The 26,882-nt window shown below is 72.7% G+C and carries 17 protein-coding genes; 8 read left to right on the forward strand and 9 right to left on the reverse strand.

Features of this window, described 5'->3' with window-relative positions; all coding sequences use genetic code 11:
- Positions 1-123: 123 nt before the first annotated feature.
- Entirely contained in the window at positions 124-3,150 is a 3,027-nt protein-coding gene (locus ADK55_RS00690) for a beta-N-acetylglucosaminidase domain-containing protein (RefSeq protein WP_053674862.1), read from the reverse strand.
- 224 nt (positions 3,151-3,374) lie between these two features.
- Here ADK55_RS00690 and ADK55_RS00695 point away from each other — a divergent pair, with 224 nt between their 5' ends.
- The 3 genes from ADK55_RS00695 to ADK55_RS00705 are packed head-to-tail and all read left to right on the forward strand — an operon-like array spanning position 3,375 to position 5,862.
- Entirely contained in the window at positions 3,375-3,611 is a 237-nt protein-coding gene (locus ADK55_RS00695; protein ID WP_053674864.1) for a hypothetical protein, read from the forward strand.
- 14 nt (positions 3,612-3,625) lie between these two features.
- On the forward strand, positions 3,626-5,602 hold the full coding sequence (locus ADK55_RS00700; protein WP_053674866.1) for a 4-alpha-glucanotransferase: 1,977 nt from the start codon (positions 3,626-3,628) through the stop codon (positions 5,600-5,602).
- Between the two features lie 20 nt (positions 5,603-5,622).
- On the forward strand, positions 5,623-5,862 hold the full coding sequence (locus ADK55_RS00705; RefSeq protein ID WP_053674868.1) for a hypothetical protein: 240 nt from the start codon (positions 5,623-5,625) through the stop codon (positions 5,860-5,862).
- 167 nt (positions 5,863-6,029) lie between these two features.
- Here ADK55_RS00705 and ADK55_RS00710 read toward each other — a convergent pair whose 3' ends face one another.
- The gene (locus ADK55_RS00710; RefSeq protein ID WP_053674869.1) at positions 6,030-6,527 is read right to left on the reverse strand and encodes a MarR family winged helix-turn-helix transcriptional regulator; all 498 of its coding nucleotides are present in this window, start codon (positions 6,525-6,527) and stop codon (positions 6,030-6,032) included.
- Between the two features lie 106 nt (positions 6,528-6,633).
- Here ADK55_RS00710 and ADK55_RS00715 point away from each other — a divergent pair, with 106 nt between their 5' ends.
- The 4 genes from ADK55_RS00715 (at position 6,634) to ADK55_RS00730 (ending at position 10,902) form a co-directional block, all read left to right on the forward strand.
- Positions 6,634-7,956 (forward strand): MFS transporter, encoded by a 1,323-nt coding sequence (locus ADK55_RS00715; protein WP_053674871.1) that lies wholly within the window; start codon positions 6,634-6,636, stop codon positions 7,954-7,956.
- A gap of 63 nt (positions 7,957-8,019) precedes the next feature.
- Complete coding sequence (locus tag ADK55_RS00720; protein WP_053674873.1) at positions 8,020-8,991, forward strand: EamA family transporter; 972 nt, start codon at positions 8,020-8,022, stop codon at positions 8,989-8,991.
- 170 nt (positions 8,992-9,161) lie between these two features.
- Entirely contained in the window at positions 9,162-9,995 is an 834-nt protein-coding gene (locus ADK55_RS00725) for a DMT family transporter (protein ID WP_420713584.1), read from the forward strand.
- Positions 9,996-10,005: 10 nt separating this feature from the next.
- On the forward strand, positions 10,006-10,902 hold the full coding sequence (locus ADK55_RS00730; RefSeq protein ID WP_053674878.1) for a LysR family transcriptional regulator: 897 nt from the start codon (positions 10,006-10,008) through the stop codon (positions 10,900-10,902).
- A 96-nt stretch (positions 10,903-10,998) separates the two neighbouring features.
- Here the strand turns inward: ADK55_RS00730 and pepN (ADK55_RS00735) are convergent, their stop codons facing one another.
- The 3 genes from pepN (ADK55_RS00735) to ADK55_RS00745 all read right to left on the reverse strand — a co-directional run bounded on the left by pepN (ADK55_RS00735) (position 10,999) and on the right by ADK55_RS00745 (position 16,879).
- Complete coding sequence (pepN, locus tag ADK55_RS00735) at positions 10,999-13,596, reverse strand: aminopeptidase N (RefSeq protein ID WP_053674880.1); 2,598 nt, start codon at positions 13,594-13,596, stop codon at positions 10,999-11,001.
- A 202-nt stretch (positions 13,597-13,798) separates the two neighbouring features.
- Positions 13,799-15,547 (reverse strand): FG-GAP repeat domain-containing protein, encoded by a 1,749-nt coding sequence (locus ADK55_RS00740; RefSeq protein ID WP_053674882.1) that lies wholly within the window; start codon positions 15,545-15,547, stop codon positions 13,799-13,801.
- Between the two features lie 303 nt (positions 15,548-15,850).
- A complete protein-coding gene (locus ADK55_RS00745) occupies positions 15,851-16,879 on the reverse strand; it encodes an aspartate-semialdehyde dehydrogenase (RefSeq protein WP_053674884.1) in 1,029 nt (342 codons plus the stop codon).
- A 262-nt stretch (positions 16,880-17,141) separates the two neighbouring features.
- Here ADK55_RS00745 and ADK55_RS00750 point away from each other — a divergent pair, with 262 nt between their 5' ends.
- Positions 17,142-18,626 carry a M28 family metallopeptidase gene (locus ADK55_RS00750; protein WP_053674886.1) on the forward strand — a complete coding sequence of 495 codons (1,485 nt, stop codon included), beginning with the start codon at positions 17,142-17,144 and terminating at the stop codon, positions 18,624-18,626.
- 81 nt (positions 18,627-18,707) lie between these two features.
- On the opposite strand, the gene ADK55_RS00755 is transcribed toward ADK55_RS00750, so the two are convergent.
- The 4 genes from ADK55_RS00755 to pepN (ADK55_RS00770) all read right to left on the reverse strand — a co-directional run bounded on the left by ADK55_RS00755 (position 18,708) and on the right by pepN (ADK55_RS00770) (position 26,787).
- Positions 18,708-22,043, reverse strand: coding sequence for a S8 family serine peptidase (locus ADK55_RS00755; RefSeq protein WP_053675031.1), 3,336 nt, complete (start codon positions 22,041-22,043; stop codon positions 18,708-18,710).
- 274 nt (positions 22,044-22,317) lie between these two features.
- Complete coding sequence (locus ADK55_RS00760; RefSeq protein WP_053674888.1) at positions 22,318-22,884, reverse strand: CGNR zinc finger domain-containing protein; 567 nt, start codon at positions 22,882-22,884, stop codon at positions 22,318-22,320.
- A 140-nt stretch (positions 22,885-23,024) separates the two neighbouring features.
- Positions 23,025-23,987, reverse strand: a complete 963-nt coding sequence (locus ADK55_RS00765; protein ID WP_053674890.1) for a hypothetical protein — start codon at positions 23,985-23,987, stop codon at positions 23,025-23,027.
- A gap of 244 nt (positions 23,988-24,231) precedes the next feature.
- Positions 24,232-26,787 (reverse strand): aminopeptidase N, encoded by a 2,556-nt coding sequence (gene pepN, locus ADK55_RS00770; RefSeq protein ID WP_053675033.1) that lies wholly within the window; start codon positions 26,785-26,787, stop codon positions 24,232-24,234.
- Positions 26,788-26,882: the final 95 nt, after the last annotated feature.

The following is a 26,882-nucleotide window of genomic DNA, read 5'->3' on the forward strand; positions in this document are numbered from 1 at the left end:
GAGCCCCAGGCAACCCCGGCTCCGCCGGGCACCGGGCTCCGCCCGGACCCGCGCCTCAAACGCCGGCGAGGCTGGTTTTGCGCGGCCGGGCCGGATGGGGCCGCCCGGCCGGGCCCCGGTCGGTCAGGGGGTGACCGCTCGGGCCGTGGCCGACCAGAGGCTGCAGCCGAAGCGCGTCGCGCGCCTGTCGCACGTGACGCGGACGAACCGGGTCCCCGGCGCGTCCAGGTGGACGGTGTCCGTGCCGCCCCGGGAGGTGACCGACGCCGCCGCGCGCCAGGTGACCCCGTCCGCGGAGGTCTCGACCCGGTACGCGGACGCATACGCGTCCTGCCAGCGCAGGGTCAGCAGGCCGATCCTGGCGGGGGCGGCCAGTTCGGCCTGCCACCACGCCCCGTCCACCGCGGGGGACGACCACCGGGTGGTGTCGGCTCCGTCCAGGACCGCCGAGGCGGGGAAGGCCGGGGTCTCGTCGCCGGACGAGGAGGCCTTCGCGCCCCGCAGCAGGTCCGGGCCGCCCGTGCGGGGCACCGCCCGGACCGTCAGGGTGCGCGACTGACCGGCGAAGGTCACCGGGACGGAGTAGACCCCCGCCGGGGTGCCGGCCGCGACGGTGACCTCCAGCGGGACGCTGACCAGGGTTCCCCGGGGGGCCTTCACCTCGCCCGGGACGCGGACCGCGATCCCCGGCGGCGGGGCAGCCGACAGCGCGCCCCGGACCTCGCCGGGCCGCAGGGCGGACAGGTCCGCGGACACCCGCAGCGGGGCGCCGCCTATCTCCACGTCCGCCCGCCCGCCGCCGGCCAGCTCGAAGCGGGCCGCGGGCCCGTCCCCGAGCCAGGGCACCACGTGGTGCACGGCGGGGGAGGCCCCGGGCCAGACCAGCCGTACCGCGTCGGCCCGCAGACCTCGCAGGTCGGCCTGGGTCCACCCGGAGGCGCCCGCGTCGGCGACCTTGCGCCAGCCCTCGCCCGGTACGTGTGCCTCCACCGTGGCGAGCGTCCCGGGCGCGAGCGGGTCCGTCATCACGGTGACCGCCGACACGGGGCGTACGCCGTCCAGCCGGACGGTCCACGCGTCGGCGCCCCGCGACACCGTGCCGACGGTCCGCGACGCTCCCGTCCAGCTGTCCGCCTCGGCGGTGGCCTTCGTGAGGAAGGCGTCCAGTACGGCCGTGTCCACCCGGGTGTCGCGGGTCTCCGCGAGCCCGGCGCGGGCCTGCGCCAGGGCGCGCGAGGCCTTCCAGGCCGCCGCGCCGTCCCCCCGGGCCTGGGCCCGGAGCATGTCCACGGCCAGTTCGCCGGCCGTTCCGTACTCCGCCAGCCGGTCCAGCCACGGGCCGGCCTCGTCGGTGAGACCGGGCAGCCGGGAGGGGGCCTCCCGCAGCACGGTGAAGGCGGCGCGCAGCCGTGCGCCGGCCGCCCGGTCGCCCGCGGCGCGGGTCCGCCAGAACTCCTCGACGAGCGGCCTCAGGTACGCGGACTCCTCCTGCTTGAGCCCCGACGAGGCGGTGTTCCCGGCGAGGGCGGCCAGTGCCTTGCGGGCCCGGGGGTCCGGGCCCGCGAGATCGCGTACCGCCGCCGCCCACGATTCGCCCGCCCGGTAGCCGCGCGGGTTCCACGCGTAGTCCGCCGCCGTGAACACGGGGATCCGCGACAGGGTGCCCTGCGGCATCGCGTTGAGCATCAGCCCCGCCGAGGCGCCGGCCACCACCGGGTCCCGCCCCGCGTACGGGCCGAGGAAGATCCGGCCCGGATCCCAGTCGTTGACCGGGTAGTTGTCCATGGTGACCAGCGCGTGCTGCCCGAAGGCGGCCCGGGCCCCGGCCAGTTCCCTGCCGGTGATGGTGCGGGGCACCACCCCGACGCCCGTCCACGCGACCTCGACGCGCGCGTTCAACGCGCCGCCGAGCGCGCTCCGGTAGCCGGTGGGGCCGTCCTGGAAGTACTCGGTCGGCAGCAGCGACAGCGCGGGCGCCCCCGGGTAGCGGGCGGCGAGGTGCGCGGCCAGCTCGTTGGCGACCTCGGCGTGCGCCTTCGCGGCGGCGGCGGGGCCCCTTCCGTACCGTTCGCGGTCCTCCAGGCAGCCCCACTCCGTGTAGCTGACGTCCTGGAACTGGAGCTGGAACGCCCGGAAGCCGAGGTCCCACATGGCGTCCACCTTGCGGGTGAGCGCCGCCCGCTCGGCCGCCGAGGACAGGCACATCGACTGGCCGGGGGTCACCGCCCAGCCGAGCACCACCCGGTTGGCGCGGGCCCGCTCGGCGAGCGCCCGGAACTCGGCCTGCCGCTCGGGCGGGTAGTCCTCGCGCCACCGCGTGGTGCGGTACGTGTCGTCGCCGGGCGCCAGCAACAGCCGGTTCTGCTTGGTGCGTCCCATGAAGTCGAGCTGGGCGAGCCGTTGCTCGCGGGTCCAGGGGTCCCCGTAGAAGCCCTCGGTGACACCGCGCACGGGAGCCGTCGGCCAGTCCCGTACGCGCACCCCGGGGGCCTTCGTGGTGCCCGTCGGGAGGAGTTGGCGCAGCGTCTGCGCCGCGTTGAAGAGGCCGTCGTCGCCCACGCCGGCGAGCGCGACGGTGTTCCGGTCGCCGACCCTGCCCACCGCGATGCGGTAGCCCCCGGACGGCAGGTCCCCCGCCTCGGCCGCACCCAGCGCCCGCAGTGCGGCGAGGGCGTCGGGGCCCTGGAGGCGTACGACGAGGCCGTGTTCGGGCAGCGCGTCCCCGGGGGCCCGTTCGTGCAGGGTCCGCACGCCGGCCCCGCGCAGGGTGGTCCGGACGACCTCGGCGGCGTACGGGTCGGCGTCCGGCGCCGCCACCAGCACGGCCTCGGTGCCCACCGGCACCGCGTGCGCCGGATCGGCCCTCATCGACTGCGGGCGCGGCCACACGGCCGGCCCGTCGGCGGCGGTCCGCGGCGCGTCGGAGCCCGGATCGAGGACCGGATCGGGCGAGGCACCGGACGCGGCGGGCGAGGCGCCGTTCGCCGCGGCGCCGCCCGCCCCCGGCTTCGACGCGGGCGTGTCGGGCATGTCGGGCGCCGAGGGTGAGGCGGACATCACCAAAGGCCCGGAAGCGGTCGCTCCGCCCAAGAGCGTCCCCATGACGGCGATCACCGCCGCCGTGGCCCGCTTCTTGCCCCTGAGCTGCACGGAGCCTCCCCGTCCCGAGTCGTCCCCCGCTCGTACGAACGAGCCAGAGCCCACCATTCGCACGGTGCGAGTGTCAATGCGGATGGGGGATCTGGAGCGGATTCGCCAGGAATGCGCGGCCGTCGACTGGGTAGGGCTGCGTTGGTCCGCTCTGTTCCGACACGCGTGCCACGAGGGTGTCCCCCCGGGCACGTTCCACCGAACCCGCGCGAAGGAGTGCTCAGATGAACGTCCGGACCAACCGCACGATCCACACCGCCCGCAAAACCGCCGCCCGTCCCCTCGCCCCGCTCGCCCACCTGCCGACCCAGGCCGGACTGCCGGACGCGCCCCTGACCAGCGAGCCCCCGCTCGCCGACTCCGCGCACGCGCCGCTGACCAGCGAGCCGCCCCTCACCGCCGAGGCCCCGCTGACCAGCGAGCCGACCACACCCGCCGCGGCCGCGGCCGCGGGCAACTAGACAGGGACTTGACCATGGACGATCTCGCCCGGCTCGCGGAACTGCACGGCATCGCCACCAGCTACCAGCCCGCCGCCGACGTGACCGTCCAGGTCCCGCACGCCACCATCACGACGGTGCTGGCGTGCCTCGGGGTGCCCGCCGACACGCCCGAGGAGATCCGGGCCGCCGTCGCGGAAGCCGCCCTGGAGGCCGCCGTGCGACCCCTGCCCCGCACGGTGGTGCACTGGCGGGGGGAGCCCCTGCCGGCCGCGCCGCCGGGGAGCCGGGTGCTGCTGGAGGACGGCGGGGAGGCCCCGTGGGGCCCCGACCTGCCGCTCGGCGTGCACCGGCTCACGGCCGAGGCGCCCGAGGGCCGCACCGCCGAGGCCACGCTGATCGTGGCCCCCGACCGGGCCCCGGCCGCGCCCGGCCGGACGACCCACGGGCTGCTCGTCCAGCTCTACTCGCTGCTGTCCGAGCGCTCCTGGGGCATGGGCGACCTCGGCGACCTGGCCGAACTCGCCCGCTGGGCGGGTCGCGCCCACGGCGCCGGTTTCATCCAGGTCAACCCGCTGCACGCGGCCGTTCCCGGGACGCCGACCGACCCGTCCCCCTACCGTCCCTCCACCCGCCGCTTCCCGGACCCGGTCCACCTGCGGATCGAGGACGTCCCCGAGTACGCCGACTGCCCCGACCGGACGGCCCTGGACGAGCTGGCGGCACGCGGAGCCGAGCTGCGCCGCGCGGTCCTGGAGAAGGGCGAGCTCATCGACCGGGACGCGGTGTGGGAGCTCAAGCGGCGGGCCCTGGAGCTGCTGTACGTCGTCCCGCGCACGGCCGGGCGCGCTGCGGCCTACGCCGCGTTCCGCACCGAACAGGGGGACCCGCTGGACCGGCACGCGGCCTGGTGCGCCGGGCACGCCGGGGAGGATCCACGGGAGCGGGCCGACTTCCACCGCTGGCTGGTCTGGCTGACGGTCGAGCAGCTCGCCGCCGCCCAGAGCGCCGCCCGGGAGGCGGGCATGGCGGTCGGTATCGTGCACGACCTGGCGGTCGGCGTGCACCCGCAGGGCTCGGACGTCGCCGGACCGCGCCACTACGCCGAGGACATCTCCGTGGGCGCCCCGCCGGACGCCTTCAACGCGCGGGGCCAGGACTGGGGGCTGCCGCCCTGGCGGCCCGACGCGCTGGCCGCCGCCGGGTACGCGCCCTTCCGGGACCTGCTGCGCGGGGTGTTCCGGTACGCGGGCGCGCTGCGCATCGACCACGTCATGGGGCTGTTCCGGCTCTGGTGGATCCCCCGTGGCACCCCGCCGGCGGAGGGCACGTACGTCTCCCACGACGGGGAGGCGATGCTGGCGATCCTGGTCCTGGAGGCCCACCGGGCCGGGGCGCTGGTCGTCGGCGAGGACCTCGGGACGGTGGAGCCGAGGGTCCGCGACGCCCTGGCCCGGCGCGGGGTGCTCGGCACCTCGGTGCTGTGGTTCGAGCGCGACTGGGCGTGCGGCGGAGCCCCGCTGGAGCCCGAGCAGTGGCGGGCGGACTGCCTGGCGACGGCCACGACGCACGATCTGCCGCCCACCGCCGCGAAGCTGGCCGGGGCCCATGTCGAACTGCGCGACCGGCTCGGTCTGCTCGCCCGCCCGGTGGAGGTGGAACGGGCCGAGGGCGAGGCCGACACCGCCGAGTGGCTGGCCCTGCTGGACCGGCTCGGCCTGGAGACCAAGGACGAGGAGTCCGCCGTGCGGGCCCTGTACGGCTTCCTGCTGCGCACGCCCGCCCGGCTCGTCGGCGTGTGGCTGCCGGACGCGGTGGGGGACCGGCGGCCGCAGAACGTGCCGGGGACCTGGGACCAGTACCCCAACTGGCGGCTGCCGATCGCCGACGGGTCGGGGCGACCGTTGACGCTGGAGGCGCTGACGGCCTCCTCGCGGGCGAACGCCCTGCTGAGCGCGGTGCGCGAGGGCGTACGGACCCGTACGGCACCCCCGGGCGCGCGCTCCGTTTAGGTGTTCGCTACTTTTGCACCGTGGACAAGAAGAACGCACTGCGCGCCGGCGCCGTCACGGCCGGAACGACGCTGATGATGCTGCTGATGACGTCTCCCGCCCTCGCGCTGACCCGCGACGACGGCGACGACCCGGCTCCGCCCCTGAGCATTGGCGAGACGCTCGGCCTGTTCGTGGCCACGCCGATCGTGCTGTTCCTGGTCATCGCGGGCCTCGTCATGGTGGGCGACAAGTCGCGCAAGCAGCAGCCCACGGACTGACGTCCGTTCACGTGACCGCTCCCGCGCGGGGTGGTCACCCCTCATGACTTCCGGGGCGCCGGGGGTCCGTACGCCGACGCGTGTCGGCCGTGTCGCGGACTCCCGGCGCCCCGTCGTGTTCACGGGGTCCCGGCCCGCGACGTGCACGCGGCCCCGGCGGCAGGCCCTCACGGGGTCCCGGCGAGCAACTTCCTGAGCAGGCCGGTGAGGACCTCGACCTCCTGCGGGTCGAGCCCGGTGAGCGCGGCGCGCTGTACCTCCAGGCCCGCGGTGACGGCCTCGTCGATGAGCGTCAGGCCCCGGTCGGTGATCGTCACGTGGAGCCCGCGCCGGTCGTGCGGGTCGGGGCTGCGGGTCAGCAGTCCTGCCTTCTCCAGCTTGTCCAGACGCCCGGTCATGCCGCCCGTGGTGAGCATCAACGTCGCGGACAGCTGCCGGGGCGAGAGGGTGTACGGCATTCCGGATCGCCTCAGGGTGGCGACGACGTCGAACTCCCCGCGGGAGATCCCGTAGCGGTTGTAGGTCCGTTCCATCTCGTCGCCCATGGCCTTGGTGATCCGGTAGATCCGGCCGAAGACGGCCATGGGTGCGGTGTCGAGATCCGGTCGTACGGCGTACCACTGAGCGGTGATCGCGTCGACGGCGTCCTTGTTCTCCTCGGTCATGGGCGCAGTATCCGGCTTCCGTTTGATTGAACGCAAGAAAGTTGCTTGACGGAAAGTAGCTTAACGCTAAGCTACTTCCAAGCGATCTAACGGGGGAGTGGTTCACGTGGGCGAGGACAAGGCGAGGCGGCCGGCGGGGGAACGGGTGCGGGGGGAGCGGTCCCTGCTCCTCGGGGTGGGGATCAGCGCGATCGGGATCGGCATGTACGTCCCCTTCTCGCTCGTCTTCTTCCACCACGTCACGGGACTCTCCTTCGCCGTCGTCGGCGTCGTGCTCACCGTGACCGGCCTGGCCGGACTCGCCGTCATGCCCCTGGCCGGCTCGGCCGTCGACCGGTTCGGGGCGCGGAAGGTCAACCTGCTCCTCTACGCGATCCGGGCCCTCGGCTTCGCGCTCTACCCGCTCGCCGACACGCTCCCCGCCTTCGCCGCCGTCGCCCTGGTCACCGCCCTCGCGGACCGGTCGTTCCCCGTCGTCCAGCAGTCCCTGATCGGGGAAGTGGCCCGCGGTTCCTCCCGCGACCGGCTCCAGGCCTCCATCCGGGCCCTGCAGAACGCCGGCATGGGAGCCGGCGCGCTGATCGTCTCGGGCGTCCTGGCGGTGTGGGGCACCGCCGGATTCACCCACACCGCCTGGGGCAACGCGGTCGCCTTCGCGCTCGCCGGAATGCTCGTCGCCCGTGTGAAGCCGGTGCGGGACGCTTCGACCTCTGCCGCGGCCGGTTCGGCCGGGCCGCCGCCCGCCGGATACCGCATGGTGCTGGCCGACCGCCCCTTCCTCGGCCTGACCGCCGCCAACTTCCTGACCGCGCTCGGCTACTCGGCGCTGTCCGTGCTCTTCCCGCTCTACATCGCCACCTGGCTGAACGGCCCCGACTCCCTCACCGGGGCCGCCTTCACCGTCAACACCGCCCTGTGCGCCGGCGCCGGAGTCCTGATCGCGAGCCGGGTCCGCCGCTCCGGAGCCCGCCGGACCCGCTCCGCCGCGCTCGGCGCCCTGCTCTTCGCGGCCGCGTTCGTGGGCCAGATCGTGCTCGGCACCGTACGGCCCGGACGGACCGCGACCCTGATCGCCCTGCTGGTCATCGTGGTCGTCTACACGGTCGGGGAACTGGTCCACAGCCCGTCGGGCGGCGCCCTGTCGGTGTCGGCCGCGCCCGAGGCCGTACGCGGCCGCTACCTCGCCACCTACCAACTGTCCTACTCCCTGGCCTCGGCCCTGGCCCCGTCCCTGTTCACCGCCCTGCTCTCGGTCGACGGCCGGCTCCCCTGGGCCGTCCTGACCGTGGCCGCCCTCGGCGCCGCACTGGCCCTGACCCGGCTGGAGCGCCGACTCCCGGCGGAAGCCGTGTACGCGGTGCCCCCGGCCGCGACGGCGACCCCGACGCCCGCACCGATCCCGCGCGAGAGCGTCGCCGGCGCCGCCTGAGCCGCGCCCGAGTCCCGCTCCCTTGTCTTCTCCCATCCGCTCCCATCCGCCCGAGGAGCTCTCGTGAACCGCTTCGCCACCGTCGCCCTGACCGCCCTGGCCCCCGTCTCCTGGGGTTCCACCTACGCCGTCGCCACCGAACTGCTGCCGCCGGACCGGCCCCTGTTCACCGGGGTCATGCGGGCCCTGCCCGCCGGACTGCTGCTCGTCGCCCTGTCCCGGACCCTCCCCAAGGGCGAGTGGTGGTGGAAGTCGGCGGTCCTGGGCACCCTCAACATCGGCGCCTTCTTCCCGCTGCTCTTCCTCTCCGCCTACCGGCTGCCGGGTGGCGTCGCCGCCGTACTCGGCGCCGCCGGACCGCTGTTCGTCGTCGGGCTCGCCGCGCTGGTCCTGGGGGAGCGGGCGCGGCTGAGGACCGTGCTCGCCGCAATCGTGGCCGCGTTCGGGGTGGGCATGGTCGTCCTGACCGCGCAGGCCCGGCTGGACCTCGTCGGGATCATCGCCGGAGTGGTCTCCTCCGCCTCCATGGCCGCCGGCACCGTGATGACGAAGCGCTGGGGACGCCCCGAGGGCGTCGGCCCGCTGGCGGTGACCGGCTGGCAGCTCACCGCCGGCGGCCTGTTCATCATCCCGATCGCCGCTCTCGTGGAGGGGGCGCCGCCGGCCCTCGACGGCAGGGCCCTCCTCGGCTACGGCTACATGATGCTGATCAACACCGGGATCGCGTACTGGCTCTGGTTCCGCGGCATCGGCAAGCTGACCGCCACCTCCGTCACCCTGCTCGGCCCGCTGTCCCCGCTCACCGCCGCCGTCATCGGCTGGGCCGCCCTCGGACAGGCGCTGACCCCGGTACAGGTGCTGGGCATGGCCATCGCCTTCGGCGCGACCGTGGCGGGACAGCTCGCGCAGCGGACGCCCAAGGCGCCCGGACCGACGGACGAGGCCGAGGTGATCCCCGTGGAACCGTTCAGTCCTGCTGAAAAGACCGATCGAAATGTTTCGATGGACCTGGGCAATGGTGGGATGCGACGGTAGACCACGCACCGCACCCCATCCTCAGGAGGAGACACCCAGTGCCCGTCACGGACCGCGCCCACACCGCTTCGCGGACCCGGCAGCCCGGCCAGTCCGCCCAGTCCGGGCAGCGCGAGCGGCCCGGAGGCACCGGTGCGAAGGGGGCCGCCGGACTCGGCGTCGCGCTCGCGCTGGTCGCGACGGTCGTCTGGTCCGGCAGCTTCGTCGCCACCCGCGGCATGGCCGACACCGTGCCCCCGATCCAGGCCGTCTTCTGGCGCTGGGTCATCGCCGCGGTCGCCGTCGCCCCCTTCGCCGCCCGCCAGGCCTGGGCCCAGCGGGCCCTGCTCCGCGCACACCTCGGCTACGTGTGCCTGGCCACGCTCTTCGGCGTCACCCTGTACAACACGCTCGTCCACCAGGCCGGATTGACCACCTCCGCCTCCAACATGGGCATGATCATGGCCGCTTCGCCGGTCATCATGGCCCTGTACGCCCGCCTCGGCGGCGAACGACTCGGAGCCCGCCGCGTCCTCGGAATGCTGCTCGCCGCCTTCGGGGTGCTGCTCCTCGTCGGGGACGGCTCGCTCGGCTTCGAGTTCACCGCCGGCGACCTGTGGATGTTCGGCGCCGCCCTGTCCTTCGCCACCTACAGCGCCCTGCTCAAGCGCAGGCCCGCCGAACTGGGCGGACTCGCCTTCCTGCTCGCCACCTTCGTGCTCGGCGCGCTGATGCTGGCGCCCGCGTACGCCGTGTCCCTGTCCGTCCAGGGCGGTTTCGCCCTCACCCCCGCCACCGCAGGCATGCTGCTCTACGTCGGCGTGATGTCCTCCGCCGTCGCCTTCTTCGCCTGGAACAAGGCCGTCGCGGTCATCGGCGCCGCCCGCGCCGGCGTCGTGTACTACCTCCAGCCCGTCTGCGTCGCCGGCCTCGGACTGCTGCTGCTGGGCGAACGGACCGGCCCCGCCCAACTCCTCTGCATGGCGCTGATCCTGGGCGGCGTGGCCCTCGGTGCCCGGCGGTAGGTTCGGTCCCATGATCGAGTGGGACATCAAGAAGCTGCGGATCCTGCGGACCCTGGCCGACCGGGGCACCGTGACCGCGACGGCCGAGGCGCTGCACATGACGCCCTCGGCCGTTTCGCAGCAGCTGACCAACCTCGCCCGGCAGTTGGGGGTTCCACTACTGGAGGCCCAGGGGCGCGGGGTGCGGCTCACCGACGCCGCGCACCTGGTCCTGCGGCACGCCGAGGCCGTGTTCGCCCAGCTCGAACGAGCCGACGCCGAACTCGCCGGCTACCTGTCGGGGGATGCGGGCGAGGTCCGGATCGGCGCCTTCTCCACCGCTGTGCCCGTCCTCGTCGTCCCGGCCGTCGCCGCCCTGCGCCGGACCCACCCCGGCGTGGAGGTGCGCGTCCGGGAGACCGAGGCCGCCGAATCGTACGAGCTGCTGTCCGCGGGCGCCGTCGACCTGGCGCTTTCCCTCGCGGCCCATGCCCCGACCGCCCGTGACCCCCGTTTCACCCGGGTCACACTGCTGGAGGACCCGCTGGACGTGGCCCTGCCCCCCGACCACCCGCTGGTGGCCGCGCCGGCCGTGCGACTGGCCGACCTGTCCGGGGACCGGTGGATCTACGGGGGCAGCGGGCCCTGGTCGGAGATCACCCGCAACGCGTGCGAGGCCGCCGGGTTCGTCCCCGAACAGGCCCACTCCGCGTCGGGTTGGACGGCCATCCTCGCCATGGTCGAGGCCGGCATGGGCGTGGCGCTCGTCCCGCGCATGGTGACGGGCCGCGCATCCGGCGTCGCCGTCCGGGTGCTGGCCCACGACCGGCCGACCCGGCACGTGGTCGCGGCCCTGAGGCGCGGCTCCGCGTCGGCGCCGGCGCTGGCCCACGTACTGGCCGCGCTCAGAGCCGTCCCGGCGTCCTGAAGCTCCGGCGCCCACGCCCCGGCGGCCACGCGCGAGGGGCGCCCCCGGTACGCGTGTCGCGCACCGGGGACGCCCCTCGTCGGTCGGGCCGCGGCGTCAGGACGCGGCGGCCGCGTCCGCCGCCTGGGCCTTCAGCGCCCGCTCGACACCCGAACGGGACTCCGAGACCAGCCGGCGCAGACCCGCGCCAGGGTCGGCCGAGGCCAGCCAGGCGTCCGTCGCGGTCAGGGTCTCCTCGGAGACCTGGAGCGCCGGGTACAGGCCCACCGCGATCTGCTGGGCGATCTCGTGGCTCCGGGTGTCCCAGACCTCCTTGACCACCGCGAAGTACTTCTCGGTGTACGGGGCGAGGAGCTCACGCTGATCGGTCTGCACGAAGCCGCCGATCACCGCCTCCTGAACCGCGTTGGGCAGCGAGTCGCCCTCGACGACCGAGGCCCACGCCTGTGCCTTGGCCTCCGCCGTCGGACGCGCCGCCCGGGCGGTGGCCGCGTGGCGCTCGCCCGCCGCGGTGGCGTCCCGCTCCAGCTCGGCCGCGATGGCCGGCTCGTCGAGGACGCCCGTGACGACCAGGCGCTCCAGGAACGCCCACCGCAGCTCGGTGTCGACGGCCAGGCCCTCGATCTCCGCGGAGCCGTCGAGCAGCGCCGACAGGTACGTCAGCTGTCCCTCGGTCCGGGCCGTCGCCGCGAAGGCACGGGCCCAGGCCAGCTGGTGGTCACTGCCCGGTGCGGCCGACCGCAGGTGCTCCAGCGTGGCCTCGGTCCAGTCGGCGAGGCCCTGCTCCCGCCACGCCGGGTCGGCGTACAGGTCGATGGCCAGCTTCACCTGGCGGTGCAGCGACTGCACCACACCGATGTCCGACTCCTTGCCGATGCCCGACAGCACCAGCGCCAGGTAGTCGCGGGTGGCCAGTTCGCCGTCCCGCGTCATGTCCCACGCCGAGGCCCAGCACAGGGCGCGCGGCAGGGACTCGGTGAAGTCGCCCAGGTGCGCGGTGACGTTGGCCAGCGAGATGTCGTCCAGGCGGACCTTCGCGTAGGACAGGTCGTCGTCGTTGAGCAGCACCACCGTCGGGCGGGCGCGGCCCACCAGCTCCGGCACCGCCGTCAGCTCGCCGTCGATGTCCAGCTCGATCCGGTCCGAGCGGACCAGCAGGCCGTCGCGCAGGTCGTACAGGCCGACCGCGATCCGGTGCGGGCGCAGCACCGGCTCGCCCTTGGCGCCGGCGGGCAGCGCGGGCGCCTCCTGGCGGACGGCGAAGGAGGTGATGACGCCCTGCGCGTCGGTCTCGACCTCCGGACGCAGGATGTTGATGCCGGCCGTCTCCAGCCACGCCTTCGACCAGGCGGTCAGGTCGCGGCCGGAGGTCTCCTCCAGCGCGCCCAGCAGGTCGGACAGGCGGGTGTTCCCGAACGCGTGCGCCTTGAAGTACGCCTGCACACCCTTGAAGAAGGCATCCATGCCGACGTAGGCGACGAGCTGCTTGAGCACCGAGGCGCCCTTGGCGTACGTGATCCCGTCGAAGTTGACGAGCACGTCGTCCAGGTCACGGATGTCCGCCATGATCGGGTGCGTGGACGGCAACTGGTCCTGCCGGTACGCCCAGGTCTTCATGGAGTTCGCGAACGTGGTCCACGCGTGCGGCCACTTCGAGCCCTCGGCGTACGCCTGGCAGGCGATCGAGGTGTACGTCGCGAACGACTCGTTCAGCCACAGGTCGTTCCACCACTCCATGGTGACCAGGTCGCCGAACCACATGTGCGCGAGCTCGTGCAGGATGGTCTCGGCGCGCACCTCGTACGCCGCGTCCGTCACCTTCGAGCGGAAGACGTACTGGTCGCGGATGGTGACCGCGCCCGCGTTCTCCATGGCGCCCGCGTTGAACTCCGGCACGAAGAGCTGGTCGTACTTCGCGAAGGGGTAGTCGTACGCGAACTTCTCCTGGAACCAGTCGAAGCCCTGCCGCGTGACGTCGAAGATGGCGTCCGCGTCGAGGAACTCGGCGAGCGAGGGCCGGCAGTAGATGCCGAGCGGCACCGACTGCCCGTTCGGACCCTCGTACGAGCTGTGGACGGCGTGGTACGGCCCGACGATCAGCGCGGTGATGTACGAGGAGATCCGCGGGGTCGGCTCGAAGCGCCAGACGTCGTCCTTGACGTCCGCGGCCTCCGCCCCCTCGGGAATGTCCCGCGGGGAGTTCGAGATGACCGTCCAGCCCTCGGGGGCCGTCACGGTGAACCGGAACGTCGCCTTCAGGTCGGGCTGCTCGAAGCTGGCGAAGACCCGCCGCGCGTCCGGCACCTCGAACTGGGTGTACAGGTAGGCCTGCTGGTCGACCGGGTCGACGAAGCGGTGGAGGCCCTCACCGGTGTTGGTGTAGGCGCAGTCCGCGACGACCCGGAGCTCGTTGGCCCCGGCGACGAGGTGGTCCAGCTCGATCCGGGAGTCCCGGAAGACCGCGGCCACGTCCAGTGCCTTGCCGTTCAGCACGACCTCGTGCACGGCCGGCGCGACCAGGTCGATGAAGGTCTCGGCGCCCGCCTCGGCGGAGTCGAACCGCACGGTGGTCACGGAGGGGTAGGTGCCGCCCTCCTGCGCACCGCTGAGATCGAGTTCGATCTCGTACGAGTCGACGGTCAGCAGCTTCGCTCGCCGCTGGGCCTCTTCACGGGTCAGGTTCGTGCCAGGCACGCGTTCATCTCCTTCGATGGTCGTTGCCCCGCCATCCTTCCACGCGCGCGGCGCAACCGCCCCGGACTAATCCACGGGCGAACGCGGCATCCCCTTTCGGGGGTTTCGTCCCGGCACGGCACCGCGCCCCACCGGAGGAATCAGGTGGGGCGCGGTGAGAGGGGGCACCGGGGCGTCGCCCGCGGTGGGGGGATCGACCGGATCAGACCAGGTCGGTGAACAGGTTCCAGCCCGAGCCCAGGGCGGTGCGGGGCTCGAAGGTGGCATCGGGGACGGTCGGGGTGAGGCCGCTCGCCGTGTACAGCCAGAGCTTGCCCTGGGAGTCGCGGGCGACCAGGTCGGACAGGCCGTCGGCGTTCAGGTCGCCGGGGGAGACGATCGCGGTCATGTCCTTCCAACCGCTGCCGACCTGGACCGGCCGCGCGAACGGCACGGCCGTGTCGTGGGTGCCCTGGTACAGCCACAGGCGACCGTCGGTGCCGCGGCCGACCAGGTCGGGGATGCCGTCGCCGGTCATGTCGCCGGCCCCGGTGATCCGGTCCAGGGAGTTCCAGCTGCTGCCGACCTTGAGGCGGTTGTAGAAGCCGGTGCCGGTGCCGCGACCCGGGTACAGGTACAGGTCGCCGCCCTTCTCACGGGCCAGCAGGTCGCCGCGGCCGTCCCCGGTCAGGTCACCGACGCCGATGACGGTGTTGTAGATGCCCCAGCCGGAGCCCAGGTTCACATCGCCCTTCTCGTGCAGCGCCCACAGCTGACCACCGGCGGTGACCTTGAGGACGTTGCCGTTCGGGTTGGTGCCGAGCCCCGAGGTGTGGATCAGGGTGTCGGTGCTGCTCGGCGGCCGGCTGAACGCGTAGTAACCGGTCGGCCCCTCGAAGCCGTCGCGGCCGCTGGAGCGGTAAGCCGAAATGGAGCCGCCGGCTTCACGGGCGATCAGGCTCTTCTTGCCGTAGGCGCCGTTCGGGGAGTCGTCACCGGCGAAGCCGAGGAAGTGCGGGAACTCCAGGTCGTAGCTGCCGGTCTGGTCCAGCCTGCCGTTGCCGAGGCTCGTGTAGACGAAGGCGCCGCCGTCGTTCTTGCGGGCCAGGAGCCGGACGTTGCCGTCCTTGTCGCCCTGGGCGAGGACCTGGTCGAACTGCTGCCAGCCGTGGCCGATCGGAACGGCGTCACCGAACGGGGCGTCGGTCTTGCCGGTGGCGGGCTTGAAGTACAGCAGGCCGTCCGAGCCCCGCATGATCAGGTCGGCCAGGCCGTCCTTGTCGAAGTCGTAGCCCGTTACGAGGTTGAAGAGGTTCCAATGGCCGCCCTTGACCTCGATCGGGTCCGCGTAAGGGCTGGTGGTGTCCGCCTTGCCGGTGCCCGGGTAGAGGAAGAGCTGCCCCTTGGTCGTACGGGCCAGCAGGTCCGGGTGGCCGTCGCCGGTCAGGTCGCCCGCACCCGCCACCTTGTTGAACACGTGCCAGCCGCCGGACGCCCAGCCGGTCGGCGTGGAGCCGTGCGTGGTCGCGGTGTGCAGCTGGATGCCGCCCTGGGTGTTGATGGTCAGGAGCTCGGGGCTGCCGTTCCCGTCGAGGTCGCCGACCGGCACGACCTCCTTGTGCTCGTCGACGTTCTTGATCTCCCCGGTGATCGGGAACTCGGCGGTGGCGCCGGAGTCGTAGCGCACCGACCAGCCGCCCCACACGTTGCGCAGGAGGAAGTCGTCCTTGCCGTTCCCGTCGATGTCCAGGCGCGGGGAGACGGCCGCCGCGGCCTTGCCGGCGGTCTTGGCCTTCGGGGCGGCGACGGCGCCGCCCGGCTGCGGGACGGCCTGTGCGGCGGCGGTCGACTTGCCGGGGACCACCGGCGGCTCGGAGGCGAGGGCCTGCCCGGCGGTGATCATCCCGGTGGCCAGGGCGAGGGCGGTGCAGGTGAGTACGCGCAAGCGGCGAGAGGTGGTGCGGGCGTTCATGAAAGTGTCCCCCAGGACTGCTGTCTCGACCTCCCCCCCTGGGAGGCAAGATGAAATCTAGATCATGCAAAACCCCTGGTGGAAGGGGGTTTTGAGGGCCGGGTGGTGCTGCGGCGGCGCGGTGACGGCGCTGTGACGGGCCGGTGACAATCGGGTCGGGAAGGGGTCGTTCCGATACTCGGGAAGGGGCGGTCCGATACGAGGGCCGATACGAGGGCCGATACGACGCGGGGTCGGACACGACGCCGGCCCGCCCCACCGAGGCGGTGGGACGGGCCGGCGTCGTACGACGGGGCGGGCGGATCAGCCGCGCAGCTCCTCGGCGACCAGCTCGGCGATCTGGACGGCGTTCAGCGCCGCGCCCTTGCGGAGGTTGTCGTTCGAGAGGAACAGCGCCAGGCCGTTCTCGGCCGTCTCGTCGGTGCGGATGCGACCCACGTACGAGGCGTCCTTGCCGGCGGCCTGGAGCGGGGTCGGGATCTCGGAGAGCTCGACGCCCGGGGCGTCCGCCAGCAGCTCGTAGGCGCGCTCGACGCTCAGCGGTCGCGCGAAGCGGACGTTGACCTGGAGCGAGTGGCCGGAGAAGACCGGCACGCGCACGCAGGTGCCCGAGACCTTGAGCTCCGGGAGTTCGAGGATCTTGCGGGACTCGTTGCGGAGCTTCTGCTCCTCGTCGGTCTCGAAGGAACCGTCGTCGACGATCGAGCCCGCGAGCGGCAGCACGTTGAAGGCGATCGGACGCTTGTAGACGCCCGGCTCGGGGAAGGCCACGGCCTCGCCGTCGTGCACCAGCGCGGTGGCCTCGCCCGCGACGGCCTTGACCTGGCCGTCGAGCTCCGCGACACCCGCGACGCCCGAGCCGGAGACGGCCTGGTAGGTGGTGGCGATCAGCGCGGTCAGGCCGGCCTCGTCGTGCAGGGGGCGCAGCACGGGCATGGCGGCCATGGTGGTGCAGTTCGGGTTCGCGATGATGCCCTTGGGGCGGTTCTTGATCGCGTGCGGGTTGACCTCGGAGACGACGAGGGGGACCTCGGGGTCCTTGCGCCAGGCCGAGGAGTTGTCGATCACGACGGCGCCCTGGGAGGCGACCTTCTCGGCGAGGGCCTTGGAGGTGGCGCCGCCGGCGGAGAAGAGCACGATGTCCAGGCCCGAGTAGTCGGCCGTGGAGGCGTCCTCGATGGTGATCTCGCGGCCCTCCCACTCCAGCGTCGAGCCCGCCGAACGGGCCGAGGCGAACAGCCGCAGCTCGTCCACCGGGAACTTGCGCTCGGCGAGGATGCCGCGCATGACTCCGCCGACCTGTCCGGTGGCTCCGACGATTCCGACCCTCACGGTGACTCCTCTTGGTACGTACGACGCGGGCGCGCGTGGAGCCATCATGCGTTCGACCCCACGAGCCTTGTCCAATCCATTGTCCGAGGTGCGGACGGTGTCCTGAATGTGAACCCCCGTGACGACTCCGTGGCGGGTGTGTTGCACCACCTCGAAAGGGCCGTTTACCCAGCGCAGAGCCGATTAGCGTCCGATCGGGCCGTGACCGTTATCCGGACACGGCGTATCGGACATCGAAACGACTGACTCGGGGAGAACCATCGTGCGAGCCATCCGCCACCGCCGCGGGCCCATACCGGCGCCGGCCGCCCTCGCGGCCGTCGCCGTCGCCGCATCCGTCCTGCTCACCTCCACCCCGGCGAACGCCCACGGGCCGCGCCAGGGAGCTTTGGCCAAGGAACTGGTCGAGGAGGTCACCGCCCGCGGGGCCTACCGGCACCTGGCCAGGTTCCAGCAGATCGCCGACGCCAACGGCGGCAACCGGGCCGCGGGCACGCCGGGCCACGCGGCGTCCGCCGCGTACGTCCACGACACGCTCAAGAAGGCCGGCTACCGGGTCTCGTACCAGGACTTCGACATCCACGAGGCCCACACCAGGACGGAGAAGGCCACCGTCGTCGGCGCCGGGGGCCGCGAGCTCGCCACCGCCGCCTTCACCTTCACCAAGTCCACCCCGGCCGGCGGGCTCACCGCCCCGCTCGCCCTCGCCCGGGTCGACGAGACCCCCGGCTGTGAGGCCGAGGACTACGCGGCGGGCTCCTTCGCCGGAAAGATCGCCCTGGTCAAGAGAGGCGCGTGCACCTTCTTCGAGAAGGAGAAGGCGGCCGTGGCGGCCGGCGCGGCCGGGCTGATCGTCTACAACCACAGCGGCACCACCCCGGTGCGCGGCACCTTCTCCTCGCCCGCCGAGGGACTCGTGCCGAGCGCGGGCATCAGCCTGGCCGACGGTGAGGCGCTCGCCGCGTCGGCCGCCGCGGGCGAGGTGACGATCCGCCTGGACCTGGACCAGGAGCACGTCAAGAAGACCACCCGGAACGTGATCGCGGAGACCAGGGGCGGCCGCTCCGACCGCGTCGTCACCGTCGGGGCCCATCTGGACTCGGTTCCCGAGGGCCCGGGCATCAACGACAACGGCTCCGGCTCGGCGGGTCTGTTGGAGGTCGCCCTGAAGCTGGCCGAGGAGACGCGCGGCGGGAAGGGCGGACAGCCCGCCAACAAGGTCCGCTTCGCGTGGTGGTCGGCCGAGGAGCTCGGGCTGCTGGGTTCGGAGCACTACGTGGCGAGCCTGTCCGAGAAGCAGAAGAAGGACATCGCCCTCTACCTGAATTTCGACATGATCGCCTCGCCGAACCCGGCGCAGTTCGTCTATGACGGCGACGACTCGGACAAGACGGGCGAGGGCGCCGGTCCGGCCGGGTCCGCGCAGATCGAGTCCCTGATCAACGGCTTCCTCGACAGGAAGGGCAAGCCGCACGAGGGCAGCGACTTCGACGGCCGCTCCGACTACGGCCCGTTCATCGCGAACGGCATCCCGGCCGGCGGCACGTTCACCGGCGCCGAGGGGATCAAGACGCCCGAGCAGGCCAAGCGGTACGGCGGCACGGCCGGCGCCCCGTACGACCCGAACTACCACGGGGCGGGGGACACGCTGAAGAACGTGGACCTCAAGGCCTTCGACACGAACCTCGACGTGATCGCGCACGCGGTCGGCACCTACGCCGCCGACCTGAGGTCGCTGGGCAGGTAGGCCCGGGGCGGCGGGAACGCCGAAGGGGCGGGCGCTCGGTTCGAGCGCCCGCCCCTCCGTCATGCGATCAGCCGGTCGCCGTTACGGCAGGACCTTCTCGATCTGCACGCTGCCGGTGCCGGCGGCGGTGCCGCGGGCGTTGAGCAGCTTGACCTGGCCGAAGAACTGACGGCCCTCGGGAGCCGCGCTGTTGACCAGGACGTTCGCCGAGACCTGCGCGGAGGCGCCGGTGGCGAGGTTCACCGCGGCGGCCTCGTCGACCTGGACGGAGCCCAGGGCGGCCGAGAAGAACACGTCGCGGTAGTCGTACGTGGTGGTACCGGCCGGGATCGCGTAGCCGATGACCTTCACGGAGTAGGTGCCGGCGGCCGGGTTGACCAGGCTCACGGCCTCCTCGGAGTCGCCGTCGGCGGAGGTGCCGACCTTGACGCCGTCCTTGTAGACCTCGAGGTCGAGGTCCGCACCGGTGTCGGAGACCTTGCCGATCGCGACGTCGAGGCGGGAGACGCCCTCGCCGATCGTGACCTCGCTGGTCTGGGTCTCACCGGCGGCGATGGTCGGCTTGGCGACCTTCGCGGAACCGAGCGGGCCGCCCTGGAGCTTGCCGCCGGAGATGGCCGCGGCCTCGTTCTTGACGGTCAGCTGGACCGGCGCCGGGGTGCCCTGCTTGACCTCGGGCAGCACCTTGACGGCCGGGTCGAAGACCGCGCCGAGGACGGAGACGTCCAGCTTGTACGGGTTGTCGAGCAGCGGCGACGTGCGACGCGACTCGACCTCGATCTCCCAGACACCGGGCTGCGGTTCGGCGTACGACCGCAGGTCGGGGCGGCAGGTGTTCGCCGGGTTGTTGTAGTTCGGGTAGCACTGGGTCGTCGCGCTGTCCTCGACGCCCACGCCGTACGGGTGGATCGAGATGAAGCGCGTCTGGCTGCCGTCCTTCAGACCGCCCAGGGCGACCTCAAGGGTCTTGGCGCCCTGCGGGACCGTCACGAAGTACGACTTGTGGCTGTTGCGCTGCACCGAGGAGGTGTCCGACAGCGTGAAGGACGGCTTCGCCAGCGGGGTGGCGGCGACGACCGTGGTGAGGATCTGCTTGTCGATGCCCTCGGTGGTCGGGTCGTCGAGCTGCAGGATGCCGCTGTGGACGCCGGCCGACTTGGCGTTGGCCTCGACCTTGATGGTGACGGGCTTGTTCAGCGGCAGCGTGACGTAGTCGTAGCCGCCGATGACCTTGAAGGTCCCGTCGTTGTTGCGCCAGGTCAGGTCGTGCCGGGTGCCGTACTTGACGCCCGTGGTGCGGGTGACGACGACGTCGTAGACCTTCTTCTGGCCGACCTTCAGGCCGCCTTCGCGGTCGTAGACGCCGGTGCCGAAGCCCGGGGTCTTCAGGAACTGGTCGATCGCGGTGTCGACCGGGGCCTTGACCGTGAACTCCTCGGCCTTGGCGTTGCGCTGGATGGACTCCCACGCGCCGACGACGTCGATCAGACCGGAGCCCTGGGCATGCGCCGGGACGTCGGCGATCTTCTTCGCGGTGCTGGTGAGCGCCACCCGCAGGCTCGCCGGGGTCAGCGCGATGTGCTGCTGCTTGGCGGCCGAGATCAGCAGGGCGCTCGCGCCCGTCGCCTGCGGCGAGGACATCGAGGTGCCCTGGAGCATGGAGTAGCCGGCCGGCAGGGTGTAGCCCGCCTCGGCCACCGGGGAGCCGGGCAGCCAGGTCTGGGTGGTGTTGATGGCCGCGCCGGGGGCGGTGATGGTCGGCGTGAAGCCGCCGTCCTCACGCGGACCGCGCGAGGAGAACGGGAACATGTTGTACTTCTTGCTCACGCCGGAGCCGTAGTTGGCGGCCCAGGTGTCCTTGGAGACGGCGGCACCCACGGAGATGACCTTGTCCGCGAGACCGGGGTCGCCGATGGTGTTGACACCGGGGCCCTCGTTGCCCGCCGAGATGACGAGCTGGACACCGTAGGTGTCGATGAGGTTCTTGTAGAGCTCGGAGCGCGCGTTGTTGCCGTCGTTCAGCGCCGGCAGGCCGCCGATCGACATGTTGACGATGTCCACGCCGCGGTTGACGACGAGGTCGATCATGCCCTCGGTCAGCGCGATGTTGGTGCAGCCGCCCGACCAGGAGCAGGCGCGCGAGGAGACGAGCTTGGCGCCCGGCGCCTCGCCGTTCATCTTGCCGCCGAAGAGGCTGTTGGCGGCGGTGATGCCGGCGACGTGCGTGCCGTGCTCGGACTCGATGATCCCGACGTTGACGAAGTCGGCCTTCTTGCCGACCCAGTCACCGCCCAGCGGGTCCATCGGGACGTCCTTGCGGATCTCGATCACGAACGGGATGCGCTCGGCGACATCGGTCGCCGGGTTGTCCGTGCCGAAGTAGCCGATCTGGTAGCCGTCCTTGTACGGCTTCATCGGCTCGTTGTTCGTGAAGTCGCCGTCCTGGTCGGTGTCGACGCGGACGGTCCCGGCGACCGGGTCGTAGAGCAGGCCGAACCGGTCGGTGGTGTCGCCGTCGCGGTTGACGTCGCCCTTGGCGTCGCCGGTCGCGGTGATCGACTCGCTGAAGCGGCTCCACTGGAAGGTGCCCTCGGGGGCCTTCCAGCTCTGGCCGCCCGCGGTGAAGCTGCCGCCGGCGGGGGTGACCGGGGTGATCTGGGCGCGCCAGGTGGCGTCGTTGTCCGTGATCGGGTCGGTCGCGGTGACCCAGTCGACGATCTTGCGCTCGCCGGTGGTGGTCTTCTGCAGGGCCGGGTGGCCGAGGTCGACACCCGAGTCCATGATGCCGATGGTCACGCCGCGGCCGTCGGCCTTCGGGTTCTTCTTGACGAAGTCCACCGCGCCGGTCTCGAAGGACGGGTTGTACGGGTTCTTCGCGGGGGTGTCCTTGCCCGGCGCCGGGTAGGTCTCGGCCGCGGTCTTCTTGGCCTTGCCGGTCTCCTTGCCCGCGTCGGGACGCGGGTCCGGGAGCTGGATCTCGTGCCGCAGGTCGATGCCGTGCACCGAGGACAGCTTGCCGGCCGCCTTCAGCGCGGCCTCGGCCTTGTCGGTCGGCAGGGTGGCGCGTACGTAGCCCAGCTTGTCGTACGTCCGGCCCACCGAGGCGCCCTGGACGGCGTCGAGCTGCTGTGCGACCTGCTTGGTCTCGCCCGGGGCGGTCGCGACCATGACGGTGACGTTCTTGTCACCCTTGGCCTTGGCCTCCTGGAGCAGTTCGGCGTCGGCCGAACCGAGCTTCTGGTCCGCGGACTTGACCGGCGCGGAGGAGCCGGGGTCAGTGGCTCCCGTCGCGGCGAAGACGGGAACGGCTCCGGTCGCGCAGAGCGCGGCCACCAGGCCTGCGGCGGCCGCGACGCGGGCGACGCGTCTGGCGCCGGGTATGGCCCCGGGCGTGGAGCTGGGGGATTCGAGGGTCATCAGCATCCCTGGCTAAGTGAAAGATACGGTCCGGATTTCGGTGCCGGATGACCGGTCAGCTTTGCGCAAGTGACAGCTGTTTGGGGAGTGTTGTCATTGACCGAGACCTGACATGGCGGACTCCCGCCGGCGCGCGGAACCCGCCATGGGCCCCGGACCAGGGCATAGCGGGACGCATCGCAGGGGTCGGAGAGTGGATTTATCGACTTACCGGTCGCATGTCGGCATCACGGTGGACTTCAGCCGTGGGGCAGGTGTGACAACTTTCGAGCGTTCAGCGCTCGCGCGTGCGCGCGTTGTGTCGCGGGCCCTCGACGCGGTCGCCGCACGCCGTCGAACACCACCGTCGGGTGCCGTCGCGCGAGACGTCGTGGAAGTGCAGCCCGCACGTCGGCGAGGCGCACACGCGGATCCGATCCGCGGCGCCGGCCGCCAGGTCCAGGTGGCCGCGGACGGCGATCCAGGCCGGGCCCCAGGTCGGATCGGCGAACTCGGCGCGCTCGCCCGCGCCTTCGGCGGTGAAGGTGATCCGGATCCGTCCGTGCTCCAACACGGCGTCGAGCAGGGCCCGCGCGCTCGCGTCGGCCGGATCCGCTACCGCCCGCGTCAGGGCCTCGCGGGCGGTCAGCAGGTGGACGAGGGTCGCGGCGTCGGCTCGGAAGCGGTCGGCCAGACCGGCGCTCTCCAGCCAGACCGCGAGCCCTTGCACCCGGGTCAGCCCGGCGGCGCCCGCGAAGAGGTCGACGGGCTCCCCGTCCTCGACCCAGCGGGTGTTCAGCAGGTCGAGCGAGACCGGCTCGCCGGTCAGCGGGCGCGGGTCCGCCCCGGTCCCTGTCGTCATGTCCTCGCCTCCCGCCGCCCCTCGCCAACCCTGCGAGGGTACGTGACCGCTCCGCCCCGCCGGTGGTCCCGCGTACGGGGCTCGGACGCCGTCCCGCACTCGGGTGCCGTCCGGGGCTCGGGCGCTCGGGCGCTCCGAGCTCACCGGGGGAGGACGACCAGGTAGGCCGCGGGCTCGCGGTCTCCCGACGCCGTCAGGGCCGTCCGTACCACCGAGGCCTGCTGTTCGGGCCAGTCGCGGAGCTTGCGGGGGGTGAGGTGCAGGACGGTCACCCCGAGCCGCTCCAGCGCCTCCCGCTTGCGGACGCACTCCGCCCACTCCTCGTCCTGGTCCTGGCGCGGGGCGCGGGTGTCGATCTCGATGGCGACGGCCTGCTCGGGCCAGTACGCGTCGACCCCGCCGAGGTGCGGGCCGCCGGGCAGCCGCAGGTCCACGTTCCAGACGGGCTCGGGCAGGCCGTGGCCCCGAACGAGCTGGTACAGCCGGTCCTCGGCGATGGCCCGGCCCTCGGCGAGCAGGGATTCGACGGCGTCGACCACGTGGGGCCGGTTCAGCAGCCGGGCCACGGTCAGCTCCCGGACGACGGCGGCCGGTTCGCAGTGCCCGCCGCGCACCGCCTCGCTCAGCAGGCGGCGTACGACCCCGGCGTCGGAGATCCGGGCGACGGCGTCGGCGACGGCCCGGGCGACGGGGGCCAGGGGGAGGCCGGACACCTCCTGTGGCCGGGGCGGGGTGTGGGACCGCAGGATCCGCACGTCGCCGGTGGAGCGCAGCCGGCGGGTGCCGGGTACGAGCACGTCGATGTGCGGGAGTCCGGCGAGCGGGGGAGCGGAGGTGAACCGGTACAGGGCCAGGGCCGCCATGCCGGTGATCATGGCCTCGCCGGCGGCGCGGCGGCCCGCGTAGAGCAGCGCCGCGTGCAGTCGCTCCTCGCTGGTCGCGGCGCCCGAGTGGAGCAGGAACACCCCGGGCAGGATCTGCCGCCAGGGCCGCCCGGCGGCGTCGGAGGCGCTGACGCCGTGCTCGCGGAGCTGCGCGAGGGTGAGCACGCGGGGACGGCTGCCGGTGAGGTGGGCGAGGGGGAGGGGCGTGTTGTGGTTCATGTGCCGGAGGTTCCCGCACGGCGGGCGCCCGCTAACCCTTGTTACAGTCCCGTCGACAAATCGGGACAACACCGCACTAAAGTACGGACGTTCGACTGCCGATAGCGCCGTTCGCCCGGGGCCGTTCACCTGCGCGGATCCGGCGCGCCGGCCCAGGCCCGCCGCCCGGCCCCCGCCCGGCCCGCGACCTGCCCGCGCCCGCCTCGCGTACGAGGCGGGCGCGGGTTCCGGGGCGGCGCGGGGCCTAAGCCGTCGTCGCCGCCGCGTCACAGGCCTGGGCGCGCAGGGCACGGGCCAGGTCGTCGCGGGACTCCAGGACCAGTCGGCGCAGCGCCGGCGGGGCCGACTCGTGTGCGGCCAGCCACGCGTCGGTGGCGTCGACCGTGCCCTGCGAGTCCTGGAGGGACGGGTACATCCCCTTCACCACGTGCATGCCGATCTGGATCGAACGGTCGGCCCACACCCGCTCGATGGCCTCGAAGTAGCGGCCCACGTACGGGGCCAACAGCCCCCGCTGCGAGGACTGCTGGGAACCGGAGATGGTCGCCTCGACCAGCGCGTTCGACAGCGCGTCCGATTCCACGACCGCGGCCCACGCCTGGTCCTTGACCGCGGCCGACGGGCGCGCCGCCAGGCACCGGACCTGGTGCCGCTTGCCCGACGCCGTGTCGTCGCGGGCGAGTTCCGCGGTCAGGGCCGCCTCGTCCACCGCCCCGTGTGTCGCCAGCGGCAGCAGGAAGTCCCAGCGCAGCTCCTGGTCCACGTCCAGCCCGTCGATCCGCGCCGAACCGTCCATCAGCCCCAGCAGCAACTGGAAGTCGCCCTCGGTCGCCGCGCTCGCCGCGAAGAACCGGGCCCACGTCAACTGGGACTCGGAGCCCGGCTCGGCCATCCGCAGTTCCTGGAGCGCGACCGCCGACAGCACCCGGCCGCCCTGCTCGCGCCACTCCGCCGCCGCGTAGTGGGAGACCGCCGACAGGGCCTGCGCGTGCAGCTGCTGGAGCACGCCGACGTCCGTCTCGCGCCCCGCGTGCGCCAGCACCAGGGACACGAAGTCCCGGGCCGGCATCAGCCCGTCGCGGGTCAGGTTCCACAGCGCCGACCAGCACAGGGCCCGCGCCAGCGGGTCGGTCAGGCTGCCCAGGTGCGAGCGCAGGGTGGACAGCGAGCGCTCGTCGAAGCGGATCTTGCAGTAGGTGAGGTCCTCGTCGTTGACCAGCACCAGGTCGGGCCGCTCCTGCCCGGCGAGTTCGGCCACGGCCGTCCGGGCGCCCGCCACGTCCGTCTCGGCGCGCGCGAAGCGCACCAGGGCGCCGTCCTCGATCCGGTACAGGCCCACCGCGACCCGGTGCGGCCGGAGTTCGTCGCCCTCCTGCACCACCGCGAGTTCGGTGATCCGACCGCCCGCGTCGTGGGTCACCACCGGCGTCAGCGCGTTCACGCCGGCCGTCTGGAGCCAGGCCCGCGACCATTCGGCCATGTCCCGCCCGGATACCTCGCCGAGCACCGACAGCAGGTCGTCCAGGGTGGTGTTCCCGTACGCGTGCGCCTTGAAGTAGCGCCGCGCGCCCTCCAGGAACGCCTCCCGGCCCACGTACGCCACGAGCTGCTTGAGGACCGCCGCGCCCTTGGCGTAGGTGATCCCGTCGAAGTTCAGCTTCGCGTCCTCCAGGTCACGGATGTCGGCCGTGATCGGGTGCGTGGACGGCAGCTGGTCGGCCCGGTAGGCCCACGCCTTGCGGTTGTTGGCGAAGGTCACCCACGCCTGGTCGAAGCGGGTGGCCTCGACGAGCGCGAAGGAGCCCATGAAGTCCGCGAAGGACTCCTTGAGCCACAGGTCGTCCCACCACTTCATCGTGACGAGGTCGCCGAACCACATGTGCGCCATCTCGTGCAGGATGACGTTCGCGCGGCGCTCGTACGAGGCCTGCGTGACCTTCCCGCGGAAGATGTACTCCTCCCGGAAGGTCACCATCCCCGGGTTCTCCATCGCGCCGAGGTTGTACTCGGGCACGAAGGCCTGGTCGTACTTCCCGAAGGGGTACGGGTAGTCGAACAGCTCGTGGAAGAGGTCGAAGCCCTGCTTGGTGACCAGGAAGACGTCGTCCGCGTCGAAGTGCTTCGCGAGCCCCTTGCGGCACATCGCGCCGAGCGGGATCGTCAGGTCCCCGCGCGTGTAGGTGTCCGTCACGTAGTGGTACGGGCCGGCCACCACGCAGGTGATGTAGGTGGAGATCGGCGCGGTCTCGGCGAACCGGCGGGTCAGCCCCTCGCGGGACTCCTCGACGCCGTTGCTCCACACCTGCCAGCCCTCGGGCGCGGTCACCTCGAAGCGGTACGGGGCCTTCAGGTCGGGCTGCTCGAAGTTCGCGTACACCCGCCGGGCGTCCGCCGGCTCGTACTGGGTGTACAGGTAGACCTCGCCGTCCTCGGGGTCGACGAAGCGGTGCATGCCCTCGCCGGTCCGGCTGTAGGCGCAGTTCGCGTCCACGACCAGGACGTTCTCGGCGGCCAGTGCCTCCAGGGCGATCCGGGAGCCGTCGAAGACGGCGGCGGTGTCCAGCTCGGTCCCGTTCAGGGCCACGGAGTTCACCGAGGGGGCGATCAGGTCCGCGAACGTGGTGGAGCCGGCGGCGGCCCGGAAGCGGATCGTCGTCACCGAGCGGAAGGTCCGGGGGCCCTCGGCCGGCTCGGCCTCGTCCACCGCCGACCGCAGGTCCAGGACCACCTCGTACCCGTCGACGGACAACAGCGCGGCCCGTTCGCGGGCCTCGTCACGGGACAGATTCTCTCCGGGCACGTGCACTCCTTCGTGCGTGATCGTCGTCTTCCGTCGAATCCTCGCACGGGGGGAATGCGGGGGGTTCCGGGCTGGTTGGGGAGGGGGAACACGAC

This window comes from Streptomyces sp. WM4235 (assembly GCF_001279725.1).
GTDB lineage: Bacteria > Actinomycetota > Actinomycetes > Streptomycetales > Streptomycetaceae > Streptomyces.